Here is a 25,438-nt window from a genome sequence, read left to right as displayed (position 1 = left end):
GTATTCAAATTGTAATCGTGATACTGTATTTTTAATCGAATTTTGAGTCAGTAGGAAACAATCTCCCGTTCGTGATAAGGTCATTGAAAGAAAGGTTGTTAGGAATGAGTATTCATGAAGATATAAAGAAAAGGTTTGTAAGGCTGTCAAAGGGCCAGCGTAAAGTAGCTCAATTTGTAATGGATAATCCCACAACAGTGATTGCTAATGGAGCAGCAGAGGTTGGCAGATTGGCTAATGTAAGTGAATCAACCGTGATTCGATTTTGTTATGCTATGGATTTGTCAGGGTATGTAGAACTGCAAGAGGAAGTTAGAGCCTATATTATGTCTCAAGATGTAGGTGCAAATCTACAGCCTACATATACTGCTAAGAAGCTGACTAATTCTAGCTTTGGTAAGGTGATGCAACGAGATAGCCAAAATATTCAAGAAATAATTCAATTGATTAACGATCAGCAGATCCAAAAATGCTCAAAATGGATGCATGAAGCAGACAATATCTATATTCTAGGTACTCGTCACAATGCATCTGTTGCAAATTGGCTATCTAATACATTGAAAACACTTCGTGCTAATATTAAGCAGCTTCGTTTAGACTCAGATGATTTAGTGAATCAAATAAACAGTATGGGCGAACATACGACTTTAATTGTACTATCTTTTGATAAACAGATTGAGGATATTAAAACGATTGTTGAAATTGCAAAGGTAAAGAAAGTGAAAATTATTGCCATTACAGGTTCTGCATTTTCGCCTATTCGAGAATATGCCAGTGCATTATTTACCCTCGGTACCAAGAATCATTCTTCTCTAGACATTGCCCCAGTCTTGATTTCATTTTTGCATGCGTTGATAGAGGAAATGATAAGCCAGGATAAAGACCACTATGATAAATATCAGCAATTGTATGAGCAAGTAGAAAGTAATGTATTATTCTTAGATGCTATTAGAGAAAAGCAGGTATTTTAATGTAAATACGCATAGATAGTTGTTGAAACACACTATCTATGCGTATTTTTTTGAAATTTTCTATATAAAAAGATGTCCAAATAGTATTTAGACATCTAGGGAAAGTGAATTATAGAATTTTACTCAAGCTATATTCATTAATATAAGTATCATTTAATTTAATGGCATTTTTTCGAATGCCCTCCTGATGAAATCCTAGCTTTGTAAAGAGACGTAAAGCTACATTGTTATGCTCCATAACAGATAACTCTAAACGGGAAATATCATGTTGTTTAGACCAACTTTCTACAGCTTTCATTAGTGCGGAGCCAATACCTTTTTGTTGATGCTCTTCTTTCACAGCTAAACGAATAGAGGCAACGTGTCTAGCTTTTGATTGTTTATATCCATGAATAACTGCATAACCTGCAAAGATTCCGTTTAGTACACAAAGTAGTATAGTACGGTTTTTTAGTTGCTTCCAATAGGTTAAATTTTTACGAAGTTGTTGGACAGTGAGATCTAGCTCATTTTGAACATTATACATAAAGTCAGTTTCTTGAAAAATCTCCTCTTGTAAATGAATGAATGATCTAGCATCAGATGCTTCAATTCCTCGTATTATGTATGCAGATGAATTCTCCTCACTATTAGAAGTGTTGTTTTCGGTAGACTTCATTTGCGTACGTGAGAAAGATACACTAGAACCTAGCTTAACATCAATGACATAATAGCCTGCATTTGTCCATGATAAATAATGTGAGAGAGGGGGCTTAGTTTTTTTCCACCAGCTTTTATTTAAGTAGGCAGCGTTCGGTAATGCTTGTCCCATAATGTTTTCTAATTCACTAAAGGATAAAGTAATTTCTTGTTGTAAAGCTACATCAAAATAGTTAGCTAAAGGAATGTACTTTTTTTCTATCTTCTTCGTCATCGTAATCCCCATTTCCTGAATATCCAAAAATATAGACTACCTGATGATAGCATAAAATTATGATGACTTAAATATGAAAACCCAACTAAATATCTATATAAACTAATTATTTTATAAAAAAGAGGCATTTTTACTATTGAATGTTAAAAATAGGTTGGTAAAAATAGAGAGTTTTATAGAAGTAATTAGACCTATTAAAAGTATACATAGCAACTTAAGCTAGTTATAATATAGATATCTTATTTGAAAAGTATGTATTTAGAGCACTGCCATTCTATTTGCATAATATAGTTTGGACACAATTAAGCACTGTATGTTATATCGAGAGTGAGGGTCAGTGGTATATACGCTGAGGCGAAATTGTTCCAAAGTTTCACTTTATCACTTGTCAGGCTATAAGGTATGATAAAATAAAATATAAATGTAAGTGCCATTTTAGGAGGAATTAATTCTATGAGTAAAGTATTAGTTTTTGGACATAAAAACCCAGATACAGACACAATCACGTCTGCTATTGTATATGCCTATTTAAAACAGCAAATTGGTGAAGAAGCTGAGGCAGTACGTCTTGGAGATGTTAATAATGAAACTCAATTTGCATTAGATAAATTCGGCTTTGAAGCGCCACGTTTAATCTCTTCTGTAGTTGGTGAAGCGGACAAAGTTATTCTAGTAGACCACAATGAATTCCAACAATCGGCTGACGGTATTGAGGAAGTGCAAATTGCAGAGGTAATTGATCACCACCGCATCGCCAACTTCCAAACAGCTGATCCACTATATTATCGTGCAGAACCAGTAGGCTGTACGGCTACTATTCTTAAGAAAATTTTTAACGAAAACGGTTTAGACATACCTGCGAACATTGCTGGTTTAATGTTATCTGCAATTGTTTCAGATACATTATTATTCAAATCACCGACTTGCACAGAGCAAGATGTAAAAGCTGGTGAAGAGCTAGCAAAAATTGCTGGTGTGGAGATTGCAGAGTATGGTTTAGCAATGCTAAAAGCAGGTGCTGATTTATCTGATAAATCATTAGAAGATTTATTATCATTAGATGCAAAGGAGTTCCAATTTGGTGAGTACAAATCTGTTGTAGCTCAAGTTAATGCAGTTGATGTTAATGATGTGCTTAATCGTCAAGAAGAGTTAGAAATCCTACTCAATAAAAATGTTGCAGAAAATGGCTTAGATCTATTCTTCTTCGTTGTGACTGACATTTTAAATAATGATTCAACAGCTGTTGCAATTGGGCAAGTAGCAGAAGCAGCAGCAAAAGGATTCGGTGCTGATCTTATCAATAACCGTGTTGTATTACCAGGTGTTGTTTCTCGTAAGAAACAAATTGTGCCAGTATTAACAGAAGCTCTAAAATAAAAAATAAAAAAGAGGCTGTCTATTAAGACAGCCTCTTTTTTAATCGAGTTTTAATGGCTGTACAGCAGGGCCTTCAAGCACCTCACCCTTAGCGTTAAAACGGGAACCATGGCAAGGACAATCCCATGTTTCATCAGCTTCATTCCACTTTGTTTTGCAGCCTAAATGAGTACAGGTTGGAGCAGTGGCATTCCTCATATACCCAGCTATATATTCCTTGGCAACAAATCCTCCTACTTTCAGCATTTGCATGAATTGGGCACCGAATTTAGTACGTGATGGTGAATAAAGAGCGATAGCACCTTCTTCAATCTTTGAGCCTGTTAAAAGAGACGATAAGATATCGCCTGCGACAAAGGAATTGGAGATTCCCCATTTTCGATAGCCAGTGGCAATTAATACGTTAGGTAAGGAGTTTGTAATTCTCCCAACATAAGGGACAATATCAGGTGTTTCTATATCCTGGGCTGACCATCGATAAAGTGGCTGTTGTTCAAAATGCTCCTTCATTTCATTGGAAATGGCCTCATAATATGGCTCGGTATGAACGGTCTCGCCAGCGATGTGATTCGCACCTCCTAAGACTAAATAATTTTCCTGATTAATCGTGGCAGTCCGTATCGAACGGGAAGGAAAATCAACTGATAAATATTGACCTTGCATAGTCTCAGAGGTTTTACTTGCAACCATATAGGAGCGACTATTGGATAATTTAAAAAGTTTAAGCCCTTTAAATGCTTCAATGGGATAATGTGAACATAAAATAAGTTTATTATATTGAACCGACATATTTTTTTCGGTATATAAGTTATTCTGTGGTATGTTTAATTGCTGAACACGGGTATTTGCATAAAGTTTTGCGCCCATCTTCTGCGCCTCTTTCGCAAGAAAATTACTTACTTCAACAGGATTTATTTGTGCTTGTTGTGTCATACATAAAGCTTTTGTAATAGGGAATGGGAGCTCTGTGTCAGAGGTAAGGTTAGACTTAATGTTTAAAACCTTATAGGCATTCCATTCTTTTAATAATTGTGCATAGCCTTCTTTTGTTTGACAGTATAACAGTGAATCCACCGAACGAACCCTGTCTGGTGGGAGTATCTGTCTAGCTTTATCAATGGCTTGTTGATTCAGTTGATAATAAAGCTGTGCCTCTTCTAAAGATAATTTTTCTAAAAGATTTGCATAGACAATGCTATGTTGGGCTGTTAATTTTCCTGTTGAATGCCCTGTCGTACCGTGACCAAAATGGGTATTTGCTTCGAGAAGAACTACATCCACACCTGCTTTTGCTAAAGTATAGGCAGTATATAAACCAGTTAAGCCACCACCGATTATACATACATCGCATGTTGTTGAGGAAGTAAGAGAAGATAAAGAGACAGACTCAGTTGTAGCAAGCCAAAGAGATTGTGTCATATAGAAACCTCACATTGTTTTTGTGTTCAGTATGTAGAAGAACTTGAAAATTTATGCAGTGAGGCATTAAAATTGCCTTGTGATTTCAACTATCGCTACAATGTAGCAAAAGGAGTGAGTATGAAATGAAAATTGAAATCTGGTCTGACTATGTATGCCCATTTTGTTATATTGGTAAAAAACAATTAGAGAAAGCGATTGAGGATACTGGCTATTCGGGGCAGGTGGAGCTTGTCTATAAAAGCTACCAACTAGATCCAACTACTCCAATAGATTCGCATAGTACTGTCTATGAATCATTGGCAAAGAAATATGGAATGTCCTTAGAGAAGGCAAAGGAAATGACAGTGGGTGTAACAGAGCGTGCGAAAGAAGTAGGGCTAAACTACGATTTTAGCAATTTGATGGAAGAGAATACGCTAAAAGCACATCGGCTTGTAAAATGGGCTGAACAACAGGGAGATGTTACAGCTCTAGTGGAGTTACTTTTACACAGTCATTTTATTGAAGGAAAGCGTATCGGTCAAGATGATGTTTTATTAGAGATAGCTGAGAAAGTAAGGCTAGAGCGTGAAGAAGTTGCAAAGGTTCTTGCCGATGATGTTTATAAAAATGAGGTAGAAGCGGATATTCAAGAAGGCCTCCAGCTTGGTGTACGAGGGGTACCGTTCTTTGTCTTAAACCGTAAATATGGTATTTCAGGTGCACAACCGCAGGAGGTATTTGAGAATACATTGCGTAAAGTTGCTGAAGAAGAGGGCTTACAACCATCGCTAAAGATGGCTGGCACAGGTGATGCGGGTATTTGTACAGACGATAATTGTAAATTTTAGCTTACTAGAGAGAGGAGGAAGGCTTTCAACTCCTCTTGTTAGAATGGAGAAAAGATAGAATATTTCAGTCAAAAGTCTGAGGCATGGAACATTGACATTTTAGATGAAATTTTTTAAGATAAACACATATCTTGAATTCGAGATATTAGATTCTGAAATTTAAGGGAGATTTTATATAATGAACGTTTTAGTAGTAAAAGCTAACAACCGTCCAGACGGTATTTCAACAAAAATGTATGATACTTTTATGGAAAATGTACAAGGTGCCAACGTAACAACTTTTGACGTATTTGCAGAAGATATGCCTTATTTTGGACAAGATCTTTTCAATGCTTTTGGTAAAGTCCAAAATGGTGGAGAGTTAACAGACATTGAATCACGTCTATTAGCTGCAAAACAAAAAGCAATGGATGCATTAACTGCAGCTGATTTAGTTGTATTTGCATTCCCACTATGGAACTTAACAATTCCAGCACCTTTACAAACATTTATTGACTATGTATATCAAGCAGGATTCACATTCAAATATGGTGAAAATGGTCAATTAATTAGCTTAATGACTGACAAAAAAGCGATTATTTTAAATGCTCGTGGTGGCTACTATTCATCACCAGAAGCTCAACCAATGGAAATGTCAGTAAACTACATTAAAAACGTAGTAGGTGGCGTATTCGGGATGGAAGTTATTGAAGAAGTGATTATTGAAGGTCACAATGCTTCACCAGATAAAGCGCAAGAAATTATTGCAAATGGCCTAGAAGAAGTGAAAAAGGTTGCTCAATCACTACAAACTGTGAATGCATAAAAATTATTTTTTATTAAAAGTCCTCTCAATTTTGGGAGGACTTTTTTTATTTTGTTAACAGATGTATGGTGTGGTATGGAGGTCGGACATATTGACAGTAACTAATTATTTTGAATTTACATTTACTAACATCCTATTTAATAGAAAAATAAAGGATGGTAGAAATCTATGATTTGGAGGGAAAGTAATTAACCATTCTTTTAAAAATACATATAATTAGGACTATATATTCAGTAAAAATTAGAATGGTTTTAATATAATAGAATTTGTAGGAAAATACTAGATTATTAAGGAGGTTGTTGTATGAATAAGAAATTAATAACTAATTTCTTGGCGACGTTACTAGTCCTTTTCGCGTTTATACCATTTGGAATTTCTGCTGATGCTGCTTCCAATGATGTAACACGCGCAGATTATGTAAAAGAATTAGTAGAAAATTTAGATGTAGAGATGGGTGACGGCTCTTCGCTTGCCTTTAACGATGTCTCTAAGGATTTAGCACCTTATGTAGAAAAAGCTGTTCAATTAAAACTTATTAAAGGGAAAACAGCAACGACATTTGGCCCAGATGACAAATTAACACGTCAGCAAGCATTTGTTATCTCTGCTCGTGGACTTGTTAGTGAAAACGCTTCCCTCAAAGTTTTAGAGCAATTTAAGGATGCAGATCAAATTGCAACGGCATATAAACAAGATTTAGCGAATGCTGTTGCAGCAAACATTTTACAAGCATTTGAGGATAATACTATTCGTCCTCGTGACTATGTGACAAAGGAACAGATGGAGAGTATTGTGGAGCGCTTTGTAGCAGAGTACAAAGCACCTTCAACTGGTGTATCAGTTGATCTTCAGATTTTAGGGACAACAGATATTCATACCAATTTAGCTAATTACAATTACTATTTAGATGCTCCATCATCAGAGCTTGGGTTAGCTAATACCGCAACACTTATTGAGCAAGTAAGAGCTAAAAATCCAAATACATTACTATTTGATAATGGTGATTTAATTCAAGGCACACCACTTGGCTCATATAAAGCATTAGAAAGTGTTTTAAAGCCAGGTGAAGTTCATCCAGCTATTGCTGCACTTAATGCATTAAAATACGATGGTGGAACTTTAGGAAATCATGAATTCAACTATGGTCTAGACTTTTTAGATGAAGTATTAAACGATGCAAAGTATCCAGTGGTAAATGCTAATACCTATGATGCAAAAACAAAAGAACGTATGTTTACACCTTATGTCATTCTTGATAAAGAAGTGGTAGACAGTTCAGGTAAAAAACATACACTTAAAGTTGGTGTTACAGGGATTGTTCCAACGAAAATTGTTGAATGGGATGCCATTCATTTAGCAGGTAAAGTTGAAATGCAAGAGCCAGTCGAAGCTGTGAAAGAGGTAGTACCAGAAATGCAAAAGGCTGGAGCTGACGTGATTGTCGTTCTGTCACATTCAGGTATTGGTGAAGATACTTATGTGAAGGGTGCTGAAAATGTTGGTTACCAATTAGCAGAAATTGATGGTATTGATGCTTTAATTACAGGACACTCTCATTTAACATTCCCTGGTGACTATAAGGATTTGAAAGATGTTGACCAAGAGAAGGGGACAATTCACGGTGTTCCTACTGTTATGGCAGGTAGCTATGGTAGTCATCTTGGTGTAATTGATTTAAAACTAGAACAACAAGGATCAGAATGGGTAGTGGTAGATGGTAAAGGTTCTTTACAATCGATCAAACAAGAAGGTTTACAACCATCCACAACGGTTTTAGAGGCTATTAAAGAGGCACATGAGGGCACATTAACGTATATCCGTCAGCCTGTTGGAGAAACAACAGCACCAATCCATAGTTATTTTTCAATGGTGCAAGATGATCCATCCATTCAAATCGTAACACAAGCTCAAAAATGGTTTATCGAACAAGAGCTAAAGGGTACGGCTGATGAAAAGACACCAATTCTTTCAGCTGGAGCACCTTTCAAAGCAGGATCACGTAATAATCCATTAGATTATACAAATATTCCTGTAGGACCGCTTGCTATTAAAAATATGGCCGACATTTATCATTATGACAATACTGTTGCTACGATTAAAGTGACAGGCGCACAAGCAATCGAGTGGTTAGAGATGGCTGCTGGTATTTTTGCAACAATTGATCCGACTAAAACAGAAGAGCAAAATATTATCGATGCAGAAGCACGTTCTTATAACTTTGATGTGTTAGATGGCTTAACATATCAAATTGATGTCACATCGCCAGCAAAATATGACCGCCGCGGTAATCTTACTGATGAAAAGGCAAATCGTATTAAGAATGTACAATACAATGGTAAACCAATCGATTTAAAACAAGAATTCATCATCATCACAAACAATTACCGTGTTGGTGGATCATATGGGGCGACATTTAAAAATACTGACGGCTCTAACATAACAAACTATGCTTATGAAAATCGACAAGCTGTTGTAGATTATATTATGGCCAATAAAACAATTAACCCAGCTGCGGATAATAACTGGTCATTTGTACCTTTCCCAGCCAATACAAAGGTTATCTACTTATCTGCAAAAGATGCACAAAAGTTTATTCCAGCAGGTAGTGGTATTGAATATTTAGAAGATACAGAAGCTGGATTTGCTAAATATTTAATTAAATAAGAGAATAAGAAAAGGAGAGTACGATAATCGCTACTCTCCTTTTTTATGTCTGTTGAATGAATGATACCGTGTACCTTGATAGGTTAAAATGCCAAGATCACCTTCTACAAGCTGACCATAATCGTAGCCATTCATCTTTAGTTCATGCCGTTCTCCGTTTTGCTCTTCAAACGTAACGTAATAGGATGTAGATGCCCCAGTATTGTTAGATCCCCCACGTACATTCGTACGCTTTGTCACAACCTTAGCGGGTACTGTTAAAATTGGTGAACGGTTGTTTTTAGACCAAGTGATAATCCCGTTTACAATCATAAAGGCTATGCTTCCAAAAACAATAAAGAAGATGATGGTAATAAAAGCGGAGCCAAATAAAAAATCATTATCAAACCAAAACATAAATTCCTCCCTTTCTTTAAGGTAGAAACAATACTTAAAGAGGATTTAATTCAAGATCTACTATCACGTCTATTTCATCGCTAATCAATACACCACCTGTTTCTAAAAAGGTATTGTAGACTAAATTAAAATCACGACGATCAATTTGGGCTTTAGCTTGGAAGCCAAATACTTCTTGTGCCCATGGATTCACACCTTTTCCTGTATATACTGTTGTAAATACGATAGGTCTTGTTATGTTTTTGATGGTTAAATCCCCATGAATAGCAAAATTTTTATCATCAAGTTTATCAATATATGTAGAGGTAAATACTATTTTTGGATAGACGTCTGCATCAAAAAAGTCAGGAGACACAAGGTGGACATCACGATCATGATTCTTGGTGGAGACACTAGCCACTGTAATCGTGATAGAAATGTTTGCATCCTGCATTTGTTCGATATTGGATGCAACTATTTCGCCGCTGTACGATTCAAACGTACCATGAATTCGAGAAATCATCATATGTCTTACAGAAAATCCGATCGTTGAATGACTGAAATCAATAGCATATTTTTTCATTTGAAAACCTCCTAAAACAGCATTCTACAACGAATGATAAAGTAAACAAATCGCATATTCAATGAGTTTTTTATAAATGTGGAAGTTTTTCCCTCTATAAAAGTGTAATCTGTGAACATGAAACAAAACATATTTAAAATGGAATAGGCATATTATTGGAAATATGTGCATTTTATTAGGATAGCGTTTAGTCTAAGACATTTTATGTTCCCTTGTTAGATATGTCCAACATTGAAATTATAAGTTACTATTTGTAATTAAATATATAAAAGTTAATAGATTATTTTACGTAAATAAGTTACTTCAAATTTACATTTAGTGCATTAATCGTTACAATAGTTACATAGAGGTGAAAAAATATGAATGAGACAACTTTGTGTCCTCGTTTAGCTAAAGCAATGGATTTAATCGGAAAACGATGGACAGGGTTAATATTATATCAATTACTAGATGGACCACAGCGCTTTAATGAAATCGAATCTGCACTACCTGTCAGTGGACGTTTATTATCAGAACGTTTAAAGGAGCTTGAAAAAGAGGGGCTTGTTGAACGTAAGGTATATTCAGAAGTACCGGTACGCGTTGAGTATTCATTAACAGATAAAGGTCAGGCACTTGAAGGTGCTATCCGCAATATCGAAACATGGGCAAGTAGTTGGCTCTAGGGTGAATGGATTATTTTATTAGATAATACAATAAAATAGTGTCCTAAAAACGACACTTGGAATGACTGTCAATTTTCTTTATAATATTCATCATCTCTGCACAGGTCTTACCTGTCTTTTAATATGAGATAAAAATACCCTTCATTTTACTTGTCAAATTGGGGTTGTAAATCCATACTGGTGTAGAGTAAGAAGGACGTTAGAAAGGAATTAGCTCTCATGACAAAAGAACAATGGGCGGTGGATTTAGCAAAAAGTATTAATCCTGCCAATATTAAGTTAAATGAATCATTACAGCAATACACAATGACAAAATTAGGTGGCAAAGCAGATGTTTTTGTTCTTCCTGAAACAGAAGAAGAGGCAGCATCCGTTATTCGCTATGCATATATAAATAATATTCCTTTATTAATGTTAGGTAACGGGTCTAATATGGTTGTTCGAGATGGCGGTCATAGGGGAATCGTTGTAACATTTTCACGCTTAGATGAGATTCGTATTTCTGGTGAGCATGTGTATGCACAAAGTGGTGCACTGATCAAAGATGTATCAAAGCTATCAGCGCAAGCATCCTTAACAGGTTTTGAATTTGCATGTGGTATTCCTGGATCGATTGGCGGAGCAATGGCTATGAACGCAGGTGCCTATGGCGGTGAGATTAAAGATATTATTGTTTCATCGAAGGTGTTAACAAAAGAAGGGGACATTTTAATATTAGGTAAAGAAGACCTTGAGCTAGGATACCGACAAAGCATTATTGCCAAAAAGGGTTATTATGTGCTGTCCTCTGAATTTCAATTAGCAGTAGGTGTACAGGAGGAAATTGATGCGAAGATTGCTGATTTAACCTTCCAACGTGAATCAAAACAGCCTTTAGAATATCCATCTGCTGGAAGTGTGTTTAAACGCCCACCTGGACATTTTGCTGGAAAACTTATTCAAGATAGTGGCCTACAAGGTAAAGGTGTTGGTGATGCTGAAGTCTCTACCAAGCATGCAGGATTTATTGTCAACAAAGGAAATGCTACTGCTTCAGACTATATTAAGACAATCCAAATGGTTCAACGTGTAGTGAAAGAAAAATTTGGCGTTGAATTAGAGACGGAAGTCAAAATTGTTGGTGACGATCTATAATAGGATGCCCTTCGCATAAGCCGAAGGGCGTTTTTTTAGGAGTGTGGATAAATGAAATTTATATCATGGAATGTTAATGGAATACGAGCATGTCTAGGTAAAGGCTTTTTAGAGTTTTTTCATCAAATAGATGCTGATTTCTTTTGTATCCAAGAAACAAAATGTCAGGCTGGACAAGTAGAGCTCACTATTGAAGGTTATGAGCAGTATTGGAATTACGCGCAGAAAAAAGGGTATTCTGGAACAGCAATTTTCACGAAGCACACGCCATTGTCTGTTAAGTATGGAGTGGGTGCCGAAGATTCTCAGGATGAAGGCAGAATTATAACATTAGAATATAAGAATTTCTATTTAGTAAATGTTTATACTCCAAATGCACAGCGTGATTTAGCGCGGTTACCATTACGTTTACAATGGGAGGATCGTTTAGCTAGCTATTTACAAGAACTAAATAGTCAGAAGCCAGTGGTTTATTGTGGTGATCTAAATGTTGCACACACGGAAATTGATTTAAAAAATGCAAAATCTAATATTGGAAATTCGGGCTTTACATATGAAGAGAGAGCAAAATTTTCAGCGTTATTGGAAAGCGGTTTTGTAGATTCTTTTAGATACAAGCATCCCGAGGAAACTGACCACTACACATGGTGGTCCTATATGAATAAAGTGCGTGAACGTAATATTGGTTGGCGTATCGATTATTTTGTTGTATCCAATCAATTGAAGGGACAAATTGAAAGCGCAACAATTCACCCACACATTATGGGCAGTGATCATTGTCCAATTGAATTGCAATTACAATGCTAGTACTTAAATCGTATTTTCTTAATGGAAATACGATTTTTTGTATTTTGTAACTGAATAAGATGACTTTTAAATGTGAGGTTTGGCAATGCTAGGGGGTTAGCTCTAAAGTGAGGAGTTATTCGCTCCAATCACATGGGAATCTGCTCTAAAGTGTGGAAGAGGCGCTCCGATCAAGTGAGTACCCGCTCTAAAGTAGTGAAGAACGCTCCAACCATACGGGAATCCGCTTCCATAACATGGACCGCTTCACGAGTGAAGATAAAAGAAAATATACTCTATAGAATTCTTATATCTCTATGAAAACGAATTTTTAACATTACTCAGTAGCCTTCATAATTCCTATTGTTTATACTATTCTAATAGCGAATAAATATAAAATTTTGTATTTAGAGACGATTTTATATACATAAAACAAGAAATTTCGCTAAAAATTTGGGTTTCAAAGCGGGTTTGGGAAGGTAGTACGGGAATATAGTGCAAAAAGGGGGTTATTCAGTGGGAAAGAGAAAGCTTAATTGGAAAAAGTGGCTCATTGTCATAGCTGGGATAATAGCTGCTTTGGCTCTCGTGGCTTTTATTGGATTTACATGGTTTATGAATAAATCTAAGCCGGTGATTGATGGTGAGTTAGCTGTTACTATTCTGGATCAGGATGTGACAGTCACGAGAGATGAAAAAGGGGTTCCGCATATTTTTGCCAAAACAGATGCTGATTTGTATCGTGCGCAAGGTTATGTCCAAGCACAGGATAGACTATTTCAAATGGACTTAGCACGAAGGCAGGCAAGTGGTCGATTATCTGAAATTATTGGAGAAGCAACGATTAATACCGACAAACATTTCCGTACATTTAGCTTGCGAAATGCTGCAGAGAAATCATTAGCTGCCTATGATGACGAAAGCAAACAAGTACTTGAATGGTATGCTGAAGGAGTAAATGCTTTTATTGCACAGGCAAAGGAAAGCAATACATTAAGCTATGAATTTGCTTTGTTAGACTATGAACCAGAGGAGTGGACAGTTGTTGATTCCTTAACAATTGGTAAATACATGGCCTATGATCTGGGTGGAAATTGGAATACATTAGCTTTTCGTCATTGGGCATTACAGAATTTTGATGAAGATAAGGCAAAAGAATTATTTATTAAATATCCAGAAAATGCTTCGGCGATAATCGAGGCCAATATCCAAAATCCTGTAGCAGTAGCTGGGCAATTCAGCGCGGAAATGCTACCAAACGAATTTAATGGAAGTAATAACTGGGTAGTTTCAGGTGATAAAACGAAATCAGGAACGCCTATTTTAGCAGATGACCCACATTTAGGGTTAAGCACCCCTTCTATTTGGTATCAAATGCATCTGCAATCACCACAACAAAATGTTAGTGGCGTCATCTTTGCAGGGATTCCAGGTATTATATTAGGCCATAATGATGAAATTGCTTGGGGGGTAACCAATGTAGGTCCAGATGTACAGGATTTATATATTGAGATACCAAATCCAGATAATCCAACACAATTCAGATACGATGGAAAATGGGAACAAGCAGAGGTACGCGACGAATCAATTAAGGTAAAAGATGGAGATACGGTAGATTTTGAAGTCGTTGTTACACGTCACGGTCCTATAATGACAGATTTAGCTTTTAAAGATACAGAACCAACAGCACAATTTTCGATGCAGTGGACAGCACTACAACCGACAGCTGAACTAAGAGCAGTGCTTGGTTTTAATAAGGCAAAAACTTGGGGTGATTTCGAAAAAGCTTTAGAAGACTTTAAAGCGCCAGCACAAAATTTTGTATTTGCATCAAAGGACGGTACGATTGCTTATAAAGCTAATGGTCAAATACCTATTCGTAAGCAAGGTGAAGGCCAATTACCAGTTCCAGGTGATTCGAGCGACTATGGCTGGGAGGGCTTTATCCCCTGGGATGAATTACCGACTCTAGTAAATCCAAAAGAAGGTTTTATTGCGACGGCAAATAACCAAGTAATAGGAGAGGACTACCCTTATCACATAACTGATTTCTGGGCGCAACCTTATCGTTTCGAAAGAATTAAAGAAGTGTTAGAGGAAAATGATGCTATTACAGTAGACGATATGATGGCTTTGCAAATGGATCAGCACAATCTCTATGCAAGAGAATTTCTGCCTGATTTATTAACATCGATAAAAGAAAAAGATCAGAATGGGAAGTATGCCGATATTATGGCCATGCTAGAGAAGTGGGATATGGTGGACGCAAAGGAATCAGGTGCACCACTTGTGTTCCATACATTAATGATTAAGCTACAGGAAGTTTTGTTTAAAGATCAAATGCCTGAAGATATGTATGGCATCATGTATGGGAAGTTTAATATTACAGACCAGCTCTTACGTACAGCTTATTCAGGAGAGAAAAGCATTTGGATTGAGGAGCAGGGTGGCATTGATGAAACCGTATACAAGGCATTTGAGCTAACAATAGCACAACTAGAAGATCAATTCGGAAAAAATTCCTCGAAATGGCAATGGGGTGATTACCATCAGCTTACTTTTGACCATACACTAGGAAGTGCATCGCCTATTCTTGCAGCCTATTTTAATGCTAAAAAGGTTCCTATTGGTGGATCAAAAGTTACCGTACAAGCAGCAGATAATGATTTAGCTGGTAATGTAGATCACGGTGCATCTTGGCGTTTTGTGGTGGATGTAGGTGATTTAAGCTCAGCCTATCATATTGTTGGTCCTGGTCAAAGTGGTCATGTAAAATCTGATTGGTATCAAGATCAGGTGCTGGATTGGGCAAATGGTGATTACCATCAAACATTTATTAAACAGGAAGAGATAAAAGGAAAAACATTACAATTAATAGCGAAATAATAAAAGGGTTAGCGTACAGAAAGTGCGCTAACTTTTTTATTTAAGGATATACATCCTAACATTCAAATATTCGTTTGAATAAGATGGAATAATATGTTACATTGAATACAATCAAACGAATATTTGAATGAGGTGAGAAAAATGCCGAAAGAAATATGTGAGGTGACGCATGTACATGAAGAAGCAGTCACAAAGGTGAAACAACAAATGCCTGATTTATCAGGTGTGGCCAAATTTTTAAAAGCGTTATCTGATGAAACTAGACTTAAAATTGCCTATGCTTTAACGGTGGAAGATGAACTATGTGTTTGTGATGTTGCAACTATTATTGGTTCTTCAGTTGCTACAGCATCCCATCATTTACGATATTTGAAAGATAATAATTTAGCGAGATCACACCGCAAAGGTAAGCAAATGTATTACTCTTTAGCGGATGAGCATGTATATCAAATTGTAACAATTGCCTACGAACATGCGAAAGAGGGGATTGCGAATGGCAGCCACGCCAATTAAACAAGAATACAGATTACAAAATTTATCCTGCGCTAGTTGTGCTGCAAAGTTTGAGAAAAATGTAAAGGCTATTCCAGAAGTACAGGATGCACAAGTAAATTTTGGTGCTTCTAAAATTACAGTAATCGGTGCTATTAGTGTAGACCAAATTGAAGAAGCAGGTGCCTTTGATGGTATTAAGGTTACACAATCGGCAGCAAAAGCACTTGAAAATACTACACCTTTTTATCGTAAAAAGGAAAATGTTTTAGCAGGAATTTCATTGCTTTTTGTCATTCTAGGTTATCTATTTGTAGGTATGAATGGGGAATCGAACCCTCTACCGATTGCCATGTTCATTATAGCCATCCTTGTGGGCGGAGTGGGTATTTTTAAAATAGGCTTCCGTAATTTAGTTCGCTTTGAATTTGATATGAAGACGCTTATGACAATCGCCATCATTGGAGCTGCTATTATCGGTGAATGGGAAGAAGCAGCAGTGGTCGTATTTTTATTTGCTGTGAGTGAGGCACTTGAAGCGTATTCAATGGATAAAGCACGTCAATCTATTCGTCAATTAATGGATATTGCTCCACCAACAGCGATTATCAAAAGAGCCCACGGTGAACACTACCATGAGGTTGAGTTACCTACTGAGGAAATAGAAATAGGAGATATTTTAATTGTAAAGCCTGGGCAAAAGATTGCGATGGATGGCATAGTCATTAGTGGGTTGTCTGCAGTCAATCAGGCAGCTATTACAGGTGAGTCGATTCCCGTAAATAAGACAGTAAATGATGAAGTATTTGCTGGGACTTTAAATGAAGAGGGTGCTCTTGAAGTACGTGTGACAAAGCGTGTAGAAGATACTACTATCGCTAAAATAATACATCTAGTGGAAGAAGCACAAGCAGAAAAGGCACCTTCTCAGCAATTTGTAGATCGCTTTGCAAAGTATTATACACCAGCGATTATGGTTATTGCTTTTTTAGTAGCTGTACTTCCACCTTTAATAGTAGGTGATTGGCAGCATTGGATTTACCAGGGGCTAGCTGTTTTAGTGGTAGGGTGTCCTTGTGCACTGGTCGTCTCTACGCCCGTCGCCATTGTTACAGCCATTGGTAATGCAGCAAGGCAAGGTGTACTGATCAAAGGTGGTGTTCATTTAGAGCAGCTAGGACATATTGAAGCAGTTGCCTTTGACAAAACAGGAACATTAACGAAAGGGCAGCCAGCAGTAACAGATATCGTAACGACTGAAAACTGGTCAGAGGACTATGTGTTACAACTAGTGGCAGCGGTAGAAAAACAGTCACAGCACCCTTTAGCTAAAGCAATTTTAAATAGATTACACGATAAAAAATTATTTGAGCTAATACCAACAAATTTCCAATCAGTAACTGGAAAAGGTGCCTATGCTACCGTGGATAATCAGATCATTTATGTAGGTAGCATGAAATGGGCTACTTCATTAACTTCTGTAGATCAAAATATAGAAAGTCAGGTTAAGAATCTGCAAGAACAGGGTAAAACAGTAGTAGCAGCTGTTTCGAATAATCAACTTATTGGACTGGTTGCAATTGCTGATCAATTACGTCATGAAAGCAAGGACGTATTGAACAAATTAAATGCCTTAAAAGTAAAGCATATGGTGATGTTAACAGGCGATGCAGAGCCTACTGCGAAAGCCATTGCTACGTCATTAAAGATGACAGATGTGCGCGCTGGTTTGTTACCAGAAGAAAAATTAAAGGCGATTAAGGATTTACGTAAACAATTTGGTGCTGTAGCAATGGTTGGAGATGGTGTAAACGATGCACCAGCATTGGCCACTGCAAACGTAGGAATTGCCATGGGTGGAGCAGGAACAGATGCAGCTCTTGAGACAGCAGATATTGCCTTAATGGGTGATGATTTAACAAAGCTTCCTTACACTATTGGCTTGAGCAGAAAAACATTACGTATCATTAAAGAGAATATTATATTTGCCCTAGTTTTAAAATTAATTGCATTGCTACTTGTCATACCAGGATGGTTAACATTATGGATAGCAATTTTTGCCGATATGGGTGCAACACTATTAGTTGTGTTTAATTCATTAAGACTAATTAGAGCAAAAAAGTAGTAAGTAAGGTGTAGAAATATATGAAAAAGTAGGAAATTAATCTTGCTTTGGCACGAGGGATTTTATGTGAATAGATGCTACTTGTGATTCTTGAAAAAGACTTTTTTTAAGGCTATTATAGTTTCAGGAGTAATGTAACAATTAAATATAAATGAGGCGAAAGTTTGAATATGTCAGATCCTATTTTAGTAAATGTTACAGAAGAAATTGTGCGTGGTTTAGTAAGCTTCTTACTACGAGGACCAGAATATCAAACATTTTGTAAATGCGAAATCTGTGAATTAGACACGGTGGCACTTACACTAAATGCATTGCCAAGTAAGTATGTTACATCTATGGAAGCTAGAGATGAGGCATTTAAAGAAATGAATACTCCTGGAAACATTGAGAGCATTAATAAAGAGATTATTCATTCGTTACATGTGGTAAATAAGTATCCTCGACACAAAGTAGAGCCTACTTCTTAATAGAAGAGGCTCTATTTAAGTTGTATAGGAAGTGTTTTTCTAGGCTATGTATTTTCAGTTAACTTTTAAGCCAAGCTTGTAGTAAACTAGAGAGTAAGAAAAGGAAAGAGAGGGAAAAGGATATGCCAACACCTAGTATGGAGGACCATATCGAACAAATATATTTATTAATTGCCAACAAGGGATATGCGCGAGTGTCTGACATTGCTGAAGCATTATCTGTTCTTCCTTCTTCTGTTACAAAAATGGTTCAAAAATTAGATAAAGATGGTTATTTAGTTTATGAAAAGTACCGTGGACTGACATTGACGCCTAAAGGGGATAAGCTCGGAAAGCGTCTTGTGCAGCGTCATGAATTGCTCGAGCAGTTTTTACGAATGATTGGTGTGGATGAAGAACGTATTTATGATGATGTGGAGGGAATTGAACATCATTTAAGTTGGAATTCAATCGATCGTATTGCAGATCTTGTGCAAGTAATGGAAGAAAATCCAGACATCGTGAAAAAATTAGAGGCATCTAAGACACAGCACAATCTTTAAAATGATGGTGTGAAGGAAAGGGAGACAATATGAACGCATTAAAATCAGGTGAAGTCGTTACATTAACGGTATTAGAGCAACAAGCATCGAAATGGATTTTAACAAATGGAGTTGAAGAACTACCTTTAAATGCTTCAGAGGTAACAGAGCCACTAACAGTAGGTGACCGCCTTGAAGTATTTTTATTTGCAGACCGTCGTGGAGATTTGGCTGCAACAACGGCTATTCCAGCTTTTATACAAGGTGAATACGGCTGGGCACGTGTCTTGAAAGTAGTGGAACGTGAAGGTGCTTTTGTGGATATTGGTACATCTCGTGAAGTATTAGTAAGAGCAGAGGATTTACCTGCATTAAAAGAGGTATGGCCAGAACCAGGCGATCATTTATTTATGACACTACGTACAGATCGTAACGGTGATTTATTTGGTCGTTTAGCCACAGAGGAAAAAATCTCGGAGCTATATGAAGGTGCATTTGAAGATATGCACAATAAGAATATCCAAGCACGCCCATACCGTTTGTTACCGATTGGGACATTTTTGCTAGGTGTAGAAGTTCCTTACCGTATTTTTGTGCATGAGTCTGAGCGAAATAATGAGCCTCGATTAGGACAAGATGTAGTTGTTCGTATTATCGATGTAAAAGACGATGGTTCCATGAATGGCTCTCTTTTACCAAGAAAACATGAGCGTCTTTCAAATGATGCGCAACAAATATTAAAGTATATACAGGATGTGGGCGGTAAAATGCCATTTGGTGATAAATCGTCTCCTGAAGAGATTCAAGAAATGTTTAATATGAGTAAAGGTGCATTTAAACGTGCCTTAGGAACATTAATGAAAGCTGGTAAAGTGAAACAACAGGACGGTTGGACTGAAGAAATTTAAAGGATGGTTAGTTTGACTAGCTAGCAAAACATTTTACAAAAGGAAAAGTGACGAGAGACATCCTTGAAACCTTCTCGTCTTTTTTTCGTACTAATTATTGTATAGTGGCATACATTATACTTGCTAATTATGAAGTTTTAGCGAAAGGGGTCACACGATTTGAAAAAAACATGGATTAAAATACTAACTGCTACAATGTTAGTATTTGGAGTGATGGCACCAGCAACAGGATTTGCATCTGACAATACGCCTCCAAAAGCAATTGATGAAAAACTAGGCGTACCGATTGTCGTGTATGGAGCAAATTTATCTGAGGCTGAAAAAGAGTCAGTTAAAAAATCATTAAAAGTAAGCGAAGAACCTGAAATTGAAGAAATTACTGTGTCTGGTGAGGATCTAGTAAAATACATTAAAGATAGTAATTCAAGCTCACGTATGTACTCTTCTGCAAAAATTACACGCAGAGATGCAGGCGAGGGTCTAGTAATACAAATTGTCACACCATCGAATATAACGCAGGTAACTTCAGAGATGTATGCAAATGCGATGTTAACAGCAGGAATTCAGGATGCATCCGTACAAGTAGCTGCGCCGAAAGCTGTTACAGGGCATTCAGCATTAGTAGGTATTTACAAGGCATATGAGGTCACTACAGGGGAAACACTGGATATTGATCGTACAGATGTAGCAAATGAAGAGTTATCAGTAGCAACATCCATTGCAGAATCTGCGGGGGTAGACGATGCAAAGGTTGCGGAATTACTGACAGAAATTAAAAAGCAAATTGCAGAGCTAAAGCCAGCAACACGTGAAGATGTGGAGAAAATTGTAGAAGAGCAATTAAGTAAGCTTGAAATTAATTTAAGTGAAAAGGACCGTCAACTGCTAGTGGATTTAATGGATAAAATAAGCAAGCTGGACATTGATTTTAGTAAATGGTCTGATCAATTAAATGATATCAGTAATACGATCCAAGAAAAATTTGGCTCACTTATGGAAGATAAAGGTTTCTGGGAAAGCGTAAAAAGCTTTTTTGCGAATTTAAAAGATACTATTTCTTCATGGTTTAACTAAATTTATAGTTGATAGAAAGGAATCTGTTATACCTTCTTTGCTAGAGAAGGTATACAGATTTTTTTTGATTCAACAAGTGACAGACTTTGAACTGTGATGTTTTCGACATAGGAAAGCTAACCGATTATTTGGACATACCTTCTCTGATGAGATAAAAGAAGCGTCGCAAATTTTGTGAAAATATAAAAAGCTATGGTACTATGAATAAAAGGAGTGGTGAGAAATGGAATTCCAATTACAACAATTAGCAGAAAATAAGTTTGCATTTTTGAATGAGCAAGCAGGAGAAAAACTAGCAGAAATTACTTGGCAGCAAAATGGCTCAGTAATGGTAATGGATCACACATATGTATCAGATAAGCTCCGTGGTCAAGGTGTGGCCAAACAATTACTCGATCAAGCAGCATCGTATGCACGCGAAAATGGTTATAAAATGAAGGCCGTTTGTTCCTATGTTGTGGCAGTATTTGAAAAATCAGATGCGTACAATGACGTGAAACAATAAAAAATAAGGCAATCTGCTTTTAATTAAGCGGATTGCCTTTTAATTGCTAGAGCAAATCATGTAAATAGCTCCTTATAATAGAATGACACTATAAATTAGTACTGTTAAGAAGCCAGCCCCGCCGATTAATGAAGCCATATCTATCCAATCATATGCTAAATCGAAATCTTTCATCCTAACCACTCTCCTATTTTATTATTAATTCATTAATTCCCTTTACTTACCCTTTATAATCATAAATAGTTACAAAATTTTGACGAATGCTAAAAATAAGGGTCCGATAACTGGACTTTAATAGGAGATCGAGTGAGATTGTCTGCATTAAAAACTAGACGAACTACAATGGATTGAGGAGTTATTACTAGATAAAAGGGCAAGTATTTATCCATACATTAATATATATGCTAGTGGGGATAAAAAAATAATGTTTATTCTTTTAAGAATAGGGAAAAACTATACTACAGAGCTAGTTTCTATATTTTTAGGAGGTTATAAACTATGGCAAAACGAAAAGGAACAGGTGTTGTCGTTGCAGGATTAGCAGGACTAGCAGCATCTTATTTCAGTAAAAAAGAGAATCGTGATAAAGCACTAACAATGTTTAATAGTATGAAAGCAAAATTAGAGTCGTATCTTACTACAGGTCCTGATATGCATGACAATATTGCAGAGCGTGTAGCAACAGAGGTAGCAACAGAGGCTGGTACGTCACCAACTAAAATTGCCTCGAATGAAATGGTAGCTGAAGGCGGAGGACATACTGGTGTCCATTTCTATAATGAAGAAATTCAAGAAAAGGAAAAGTAAACAAAAAACCTTCTCATCTAAGCATGAGAAGGTCTTTTGTGTGGGATAAGGATTGCGCCTGCAAAGAGCAATAATACGCAGCCAGTAAATGCAAAGCCACTGACAGTACCAAGTGATAGCCAACCTAATAAAGAAGAGCCTATAACTACACCTAGAGAGAAAAACGCGTAAAAATAGCCATATGCTTTTCCTCGTACATCAGCAGTTGTGGAGTCAATTAGCAGCGAATTTACTGAAGGGAATAGGAAACCGAATCCGATCCCATAGCAAGCCATTGCTATATAGAGTAAAGAACTAGAATTTGCTTGGCTAATTAATAGCTGGCTTATTCCCATTAAGCCTATACCAAAAGACAATGTTTTGAGTGGATTGACCTTATCAAAAATACGATTAGTAGGTAATAGGAAAACAAGAACTGCAATAATACCAAATGTACTCATTAAAGTGCCGCTTAAACGAGAGTCGAACCCTAATGAATGTACTTTAAGCGGGAGTAGATACGCAATAACCCCTTGAGAAAACATTAAGAAAAAGGCTCCTAAAAAGGCTTTTAATGTTCCTGTGTTATTAAAAAAGACACTGATCGGAATGTAATTACTTGGTTTAGTCTTCTCTTTTTTTACTTGATTTGCTTTCAATATAAAGCACGCAAGGATACCTAGCAGAAGCATAAAGCTTGCTGTGATATTGAAAACAAAGGGTACACTTGTCCGGCTAGCTAAAATGCCACTAAATGCAGGGCCTATAATGGCTGCAATACCAACAAAGGCGCCAGAAATAGCACTGCCCTTTCCTCTTTTTTCCTGCTCTGTAGCGTTCGCTAGAAATGTAAAGGCAGCAGGAACAATGAAGCCTGCAACAAGGCCATGGATAAAACGTACAATTAATAGAGCAATGGGCTCTTCTACTAAATTATAAAATGTTAATGATAGACCCGTTGTTAGAAGACCTATTATGAGTATAATGAAAGGTCCTTTGCGATCCGTTAAGAAGCCAGAAATGATATTACCGAATGTATTGGAAAGCGAATACATGCCCACTGCAAGACCAGTGAGAAATGCCGATGCACCTAAAGACTCAGCATAAGTACTCATAACAGGAAGCTGGGTAAAAAGGTCGAAAAACGAAAAGAAAATAATAGCATAGATAAATTTCTTCATGGTTCCTCCGATGAAATAGAACATTATAGTCAATAAGATTAGTATAGTCCTATTATAGCATTTTCCAATCGATAATACTTCTCACTTGTTTTTTGCTTTCACGTAAAAAAAAACGTCTAATAAGTTAATACTTATTAGACGTACGAGAATTTAATAATTAAGCTTTTGCAACTTCTTTTTTCATTGTTTTGTTTTTAGCAAGATTTACATGCCAAGAAAGTGCTTCCTCTAACAGATGAGGAGTTTGGTGGTTGCCAGTTGCCTCAACTGCACGGTTATAGTAATCCCATAATTGTTCTTTGTAATCTGGGTGTGCACAGTTTTCAATAATTAAAGGTACACGTTCTTTTGGTGCAAGACCACGTAAGTCAGCAATACCTTGTTCCGTAACGATAACATCAACGTCATGCTCTGTATGGTCAACGTGAGATACCATTGGCACGATAGAAGAAATTGCTCCACCTTTTGCGTATGATTTTGTAACAAAAATACCAAGGCGTGCGTTACGTGCGAAGTCACCTGAACCACCGATACCATTCATCATACGAGTACCAGACACATGCGTCGAATTAACGTTACCATAGATATCTAACTCAAGAGCTGTGTTGATTGAGATTAGACCCAAACGACGGATAAGCTCAGGGTGGTTAGAAATTTCTTGTGGACGTAAGCAAATTTTATCAGCATACTTTTCTAAATTACCATAAACTTTTTGCTGTAATTCTTCAGTAAGTGTGATTGAAGTAGCAGCGGCGAATTTAACTTTACCAGCATCGATTAAGTTAAATACAGCATCTTGAAGTACTTCAGATGCAACAATTAAATCTTCAAATTCTGAATCTGCAAAGCCATCAAGTACTGCGTTTGCTACAGAACCTACACCAGATTGCAATGGCATTAATTGTTTTGTTAAACGGCCCGCTTTAATTTCGTCACGGAAGAAGTCTAATAAAATGTTTGCCATCCTTTGTGTTTCTTCATCTGGAGGTACAATTAATGAAGGAGCATCTGGCTCTTCAGAAATAACAATTGCTTTAATTTTAGCTGGATCTACTTTGATACCAATATCACCAAGGCGTTGCATAGCATCTGTCATTGGAATAGCTTCACGTTTACCTTGTTCTCCAGGTACATAAATATCATGGATACCGATTAAAGCTTCTGGATGAGAAATATTTAACTCGATAATAATATTTTCTGCATATTCGGCAAAGATAGGTGAGTTACCTACAGAGTTTGTTGGAATGATTAATCCATCTTCAGTAATAGCAACCGCTTCAAGAATTAAATACTTGATTGGTCCGATAATTCCTTGGCGCACTAGCTCAGCATTATGAGAAAGATGAGCATCTACATATAAGATATCTCCAGAATTGATTAAATTACGGATACCCGCATCACCCTGGAATGGTCCACGTTTACGAATTGCACCAGCTTCTGCTAAGTACTTATCTACTTCTGGTCCTAATGATGCACCTGTATATACATCAATTTTGAATTCTTCATTTTTTGCGCGCTCAACTAATGCCATTGGAACAACTTTTGCATCCCCAGCACGAGTAAAACCACTCATCCCAACTACATCACCATTAGAAATCAGTGCTGCTGCTTCTTCAGCAGTTACAATTTTACTCTCAAGTTCTTTTAAACCTAGGCGTTTTTGAACATTTGCATCCATAAAAAAATCCTCCCCTAAATAATTTTGATGGAAACCGATTACAAAACTAGAAAAAACATTTAAGAATTTTCTGTTTATTCAGTTGTAGTATGACTCCAACCATTTGAATAATACTATCACCAAATTGTCACAAAAACTTTAGAATTAGCATTAAATTGAGTAAAAAAAGGAAAATCGAGCATTAAGATGATTTTTCGACAGAGAAAACGTTTTATTGTAGAGCTGTATAAATTTAGTTGTTTTCTACATTAAAAATAGTGCAAAAATAGTTAAATAGGGAGGTAAAT

Annotated in this window: 23 protein-coding genes; 17 read left to right on the top strand and 6 right to left on the bottom strand. The window is 36.6% G+C overall.

Features of this window, described 5'->3' with window-relative positions; translation table 11 throughout:
* Positions 1 to 104: 104 nt before the first annotated feature.
* The gene (locus EW028_RS10890; RefSeq protein ID WP_131520870.1) at positions 105 to 971 is read left to right on the top strand and encodes a MurR/RpiR family transcriptional regulator; all 867 of its coding nucleotides are present in this window, start codon (positions 105 to 107) and stop codon (positions 969 to 971) included.
* Between the two features lie 109 nt (positions 972 to 1,080).
* Here the strand turns inward: EW028_RS10890 and EW028_RS10885 are convergent, their stop codons facing one another.
* A complete protein-coding gene (locus EW028_RS10885) occupies positions 1,081 to 1,911 on the bottom strand; it encodes a GNAT family N-acetyltransferase (protein ID WP_227744931.1) in 831 nt (276 codons plus the stop codon).
* 426 nt (positions 1,912 to 2,337) lie between these two features.
* Here EW028_RS10885 and EW028_RS10880 point away from each other — a divergent pair, with 426 nt between their 5' ends.
* Positions 2,338 to 3,264: a manganese-dependent inorganic pyrophosphatase gene (locus EW028_RS10880; RefSeq protein WP_131520869.1), complete on the top strand. Its 927-nt coding sequence runs from the start codon at positions 2,338 to 2,340 to the stop codon at positions 3,262 to 3,264.
* Between the two features lie 39 nt (positions 3,265 to 3,303).
* On the opposite strand, the gene EW028_RS10875 is transcribed toward EW028_RS10880, so the two are convergent.
* The gene (locus tag EW028_RS10875; RefSeq protein ID WP_066038018.1) at positions 3,304 to 4,683 is read right to left on the bottom strand and encodes an FAD-dependent oxidoreductase; all 1,380 of its coding nucleotides are present in this window, start codon (positions 4,681 to 4,683) and stop codon (positions 3,304 to 3,306) included.
* 125 nt (positions 4,684 to 4,808) lie between these two features.
* On the opposite strand from EW028_RS10875, the gene EW028_RS10870 reads away from it, so the two are divergent.
* The 3 genes from EW028_RS10870 to EW028_RS10860 all read left to right on the top strand — a co-directional run bounded on the left by EW028_RS10870 (position 4,809) and on the right by EW028_RS10860 (position 8,985).
* Entirely contained in the window at positions 4,809 to 5,516 is a 708-nt protein-coding gene (locus EW028_RS10870; protein WP_131520868.1) for a DsbA family oxidoreductase, read from the top strand.
* Positions 5,517 to 5,694: 178 nt separating this feature from the next.
* A complete protein-coding gene (locus tag EW028_RS10865; RefSeq protein ID WP_048394231.1) occupies positions 5,695 to 6,321 on the top strand; it encodes an FMN-dependent NADH-azoreductase in 627 nt (208 codons plus the stop codon).
* A 303-nt stretch (positions 6,322 to 6,624) separates the two neighbouring features.
* On the top strand, positions 6,625 to 8,985 hold the full coding sequence (locus EW028_RS10860) for a bifunctional 2',3'-cyclic-nucleotide 2'-phosphodiesterase/3'-nucleotidase (RefSeq protein WP_131520867.1): 2,361 nt from the start codon (positions 6,625 to 6,627) through the stop codon (positions 8,983 to 8,985).
* A gap of 30 nt (positions 8,986 to 9,015) precedes the next feature.
* Here EW028_RS10860 and EW028_RS10855 read toward each other — a convergent pair whose 3' ends face one another.
* A complete protein-coding gene (locus EW028_RS10855; RefSeq protein WP_131520866.1) occupies positions 9,016 to 9,381 on the bottom strand; it encodes a DUF2500 domain-containing protein in 366 nt (121 codons plus the stop codon).
* Positions 9,382 to 9,415: 34 nt separating this feature from the next.
* Complete coding sequence (locus EW028_RS10850; protein WP_131520865.1) at positions 9,416 to 9,943, bottom strand: YceI family protein; 528 nt, start codon at positions 9,941 to 9,943, stop codon at positions 9,416 to 9,418.
* 359 nt (positions 9,944 to 10,302) lie between these two features.
* Here EW028_RS10850 and EW028_RS10845 point away from each other — a divergent pair, with 359 nt between their 5' ends.
* The 12 genes from EW028_RS10845 (at position 10,303) to EW028_RS10790 (ending at position 22,313) form a co-directional block, all read left to right on the top strand.
* Positions 10,303 to 10,608: a winged helix-turn-helix transcriptional regulator gene (locus tag EW028_RS10845; protein WP_004231981.1), complete on the top strand. Its 306-nt coding sequence runs from the start codon at positions 10,303 to 10,305 to the stop codon at positions 10,606 to 10,608.
* Between the two features lie 219 nt (positions 10,609 to 10,827).
* Complete coding sequence (gene murB / locus EW028_RS10840) at positions 10,828 to 11,742, top strand: UDP-N-acetylmuramate dehydrogenase (protein ID WP_131520864.1); 915 nt, start codon at positions 10,828 to 10,830, stop codon at positions 11,740 to 11,742.
* Between the two features lie 51 nt (positions 11,743 to 11,793).
* Entirely contained in the window at positions 11,794 to 12,549 is a 756-nt protein-coding gene (locus EW028_RS10835) for an exodeoxyribonuclease III (RefSeq protein WP_131520863.1), read from the top strand.
* A 495-nt stretch (positions 12,550 to 13,044) separates the two neighbouring features.
* The gene (locus tag EW028_RS10830) at positions 13,045 to 15,414 is read left to right on the top strand and encodes a penicillin acylase family protein (RefSeq protein WP_131520862.1); all 2,370 of its coding nucleotides are present in this window, start codon (positions 13,045 to 13,047) and stop codon (positions 15,412 to 15,414) included.
* Positions 15,415 to 15,555: 141 nt separating this feature from the next.
* On the top strand, positions 15,556 to 15,927 hold the full coding sequence (locus EW028_RS10825; protein ID WP_131520861.1) for an ArsR/SmtB family transcription factor: 372 nt from the start codon (positions 15,556 to 15,558) through the stop codon (positions 15,925 to 15,927).
* Complete coding sequence (locus tag EW028_RS10820; protein WP_131520860.1) at positions 15,908 to 18,031, top strand: heavy metal translocating P-type ATPase; 2,124 nt, start codon at positions 15,908 to 15,910, stop codon at positions 18,029 to 18,031. Before EW028_RS10825 ends, EW028_RS10820 begins: the two co-directional genes overlap by 20 nt.
* A gap of 170 nt (positions 18,032 to 18,201) precedes the next feature.
* Positions 18,202 to 18,498 carry a late competence development ComFB family protein gene (locus EW028_RS10815; protein ID WP_373565031.1) on the top strand — a complete coding sequence of 99 codons (297 nt, stop codon included), beginning with the start codon at positions 18,202 to 18,204 and terminating at the stop codon, positions 18,496 to 18,498.
* A 122-nt stretch (positions 18,499 to 18,620) separates the two neighbouring features.
* A complete protein-coding gene (gene mntR, locus EW028_RS10810; protein ID WP_004231993.1) occupies positions 18,621 to 19,040 on the top strand; it encodes a transcriptional regulator MntR in 420 nt (139 codons plus the stop codon).
* A gap of 29 nt (positions 19,041 to 19,069) precedes the next feature.
* A complete protein-coding gene (locus EW028_RS10805; protein WP_131520858.1) occupies positions 19,070 to 19,927 on the top strand; it encodes a CvfB family protein in 858 nt (285 codons plus the stop codon).
* Between the two features lie 159 nt (positions 19,928 to 20,086).
* Positions 20,087 to 21,001 (top strand): DUF1002 domain-containing protein, encoded by a 915-nt coding sequence (locus EW028_RS10800; protein ID WP_004231995.1) that lies wholly within the window; start codon positions 20,087 to 20,089, stop codon positions 20,999 to 21,001.
* Between the two features lie 223 nt (positions 21,002 to 21,224).
* Complete coding sequence (locus EW028_RS10795; protein WP_131520857.1) at positions 21,225 to 21,506, top strand: GNAT family N-acetyltransferase; 282 nt, start codon at positions 21,225 to 21,227, stop codon at positions 21,504 to 21,506.
* Positions 21,507 to 22,004: 498 nt separating this feature from the next.
* Positions 22,005 to 22,313, top strand: a complete 309-nt coding sequence (locus EW028_RS10790) for a hypothetical protein (RefSeq protein ID WP_004232000.1) — start codon at positions 22,005 to 22,007, stop codon at positions 22,311 to 22,313.
* A 17-nt stretch (positions 22,314 to 22,330) separates the two neighbouring features.
* Here EW028_RS10790 and EW028_RS10785 read toward each other — a convergent pair whose 3' ends face one another.
* Together EW028_RS10785 and scpC are read right to left on the bottom strand one after the other, a co-directional pair.
* Complete coding sequence (locus tag EW028_RS10785) at positions 22,331 to 23,473, bottom strand: MFS transporter (protein WP_237898789.1); 1,143 nt, start codon at positions 23,471 to 23,473, stop codon at positions 22,331 to 22,333.
* A gap of 157 nt (positions 23,474 to 23,630) precedes the next feature.
* Positions 23,631 to 25,151 (bottom strand): succinyl-CoA:acetate CoA-transferase ScpC, encoded by a 1,521-nt coding sequence (gene scpC, locus EW028_RS10780; protein WP_131520856.1) that lies wholly within the window; start codon positions 25,149 to 25,151, stop codon positions 23,631 to 23,633.
* Positions 25,152 to 25,438 lie beyond the last annotated feature (287 nt).

This window comes from Lysinibacillus sp. OL1 (genome assembly GCF_004332175.1).
In the GTDB taxonomy this organism is placed as follows: Bacteria; Bacillota; Bacilli; order Bacillales_A; family Planococcaceae; genus Lysinibacillus; species Lysinibacillus capsici.
Note: the sequence above shows the minus strand (reverse complement) of the source record. Positions and strands in the feature narration are given on the sequence as shown.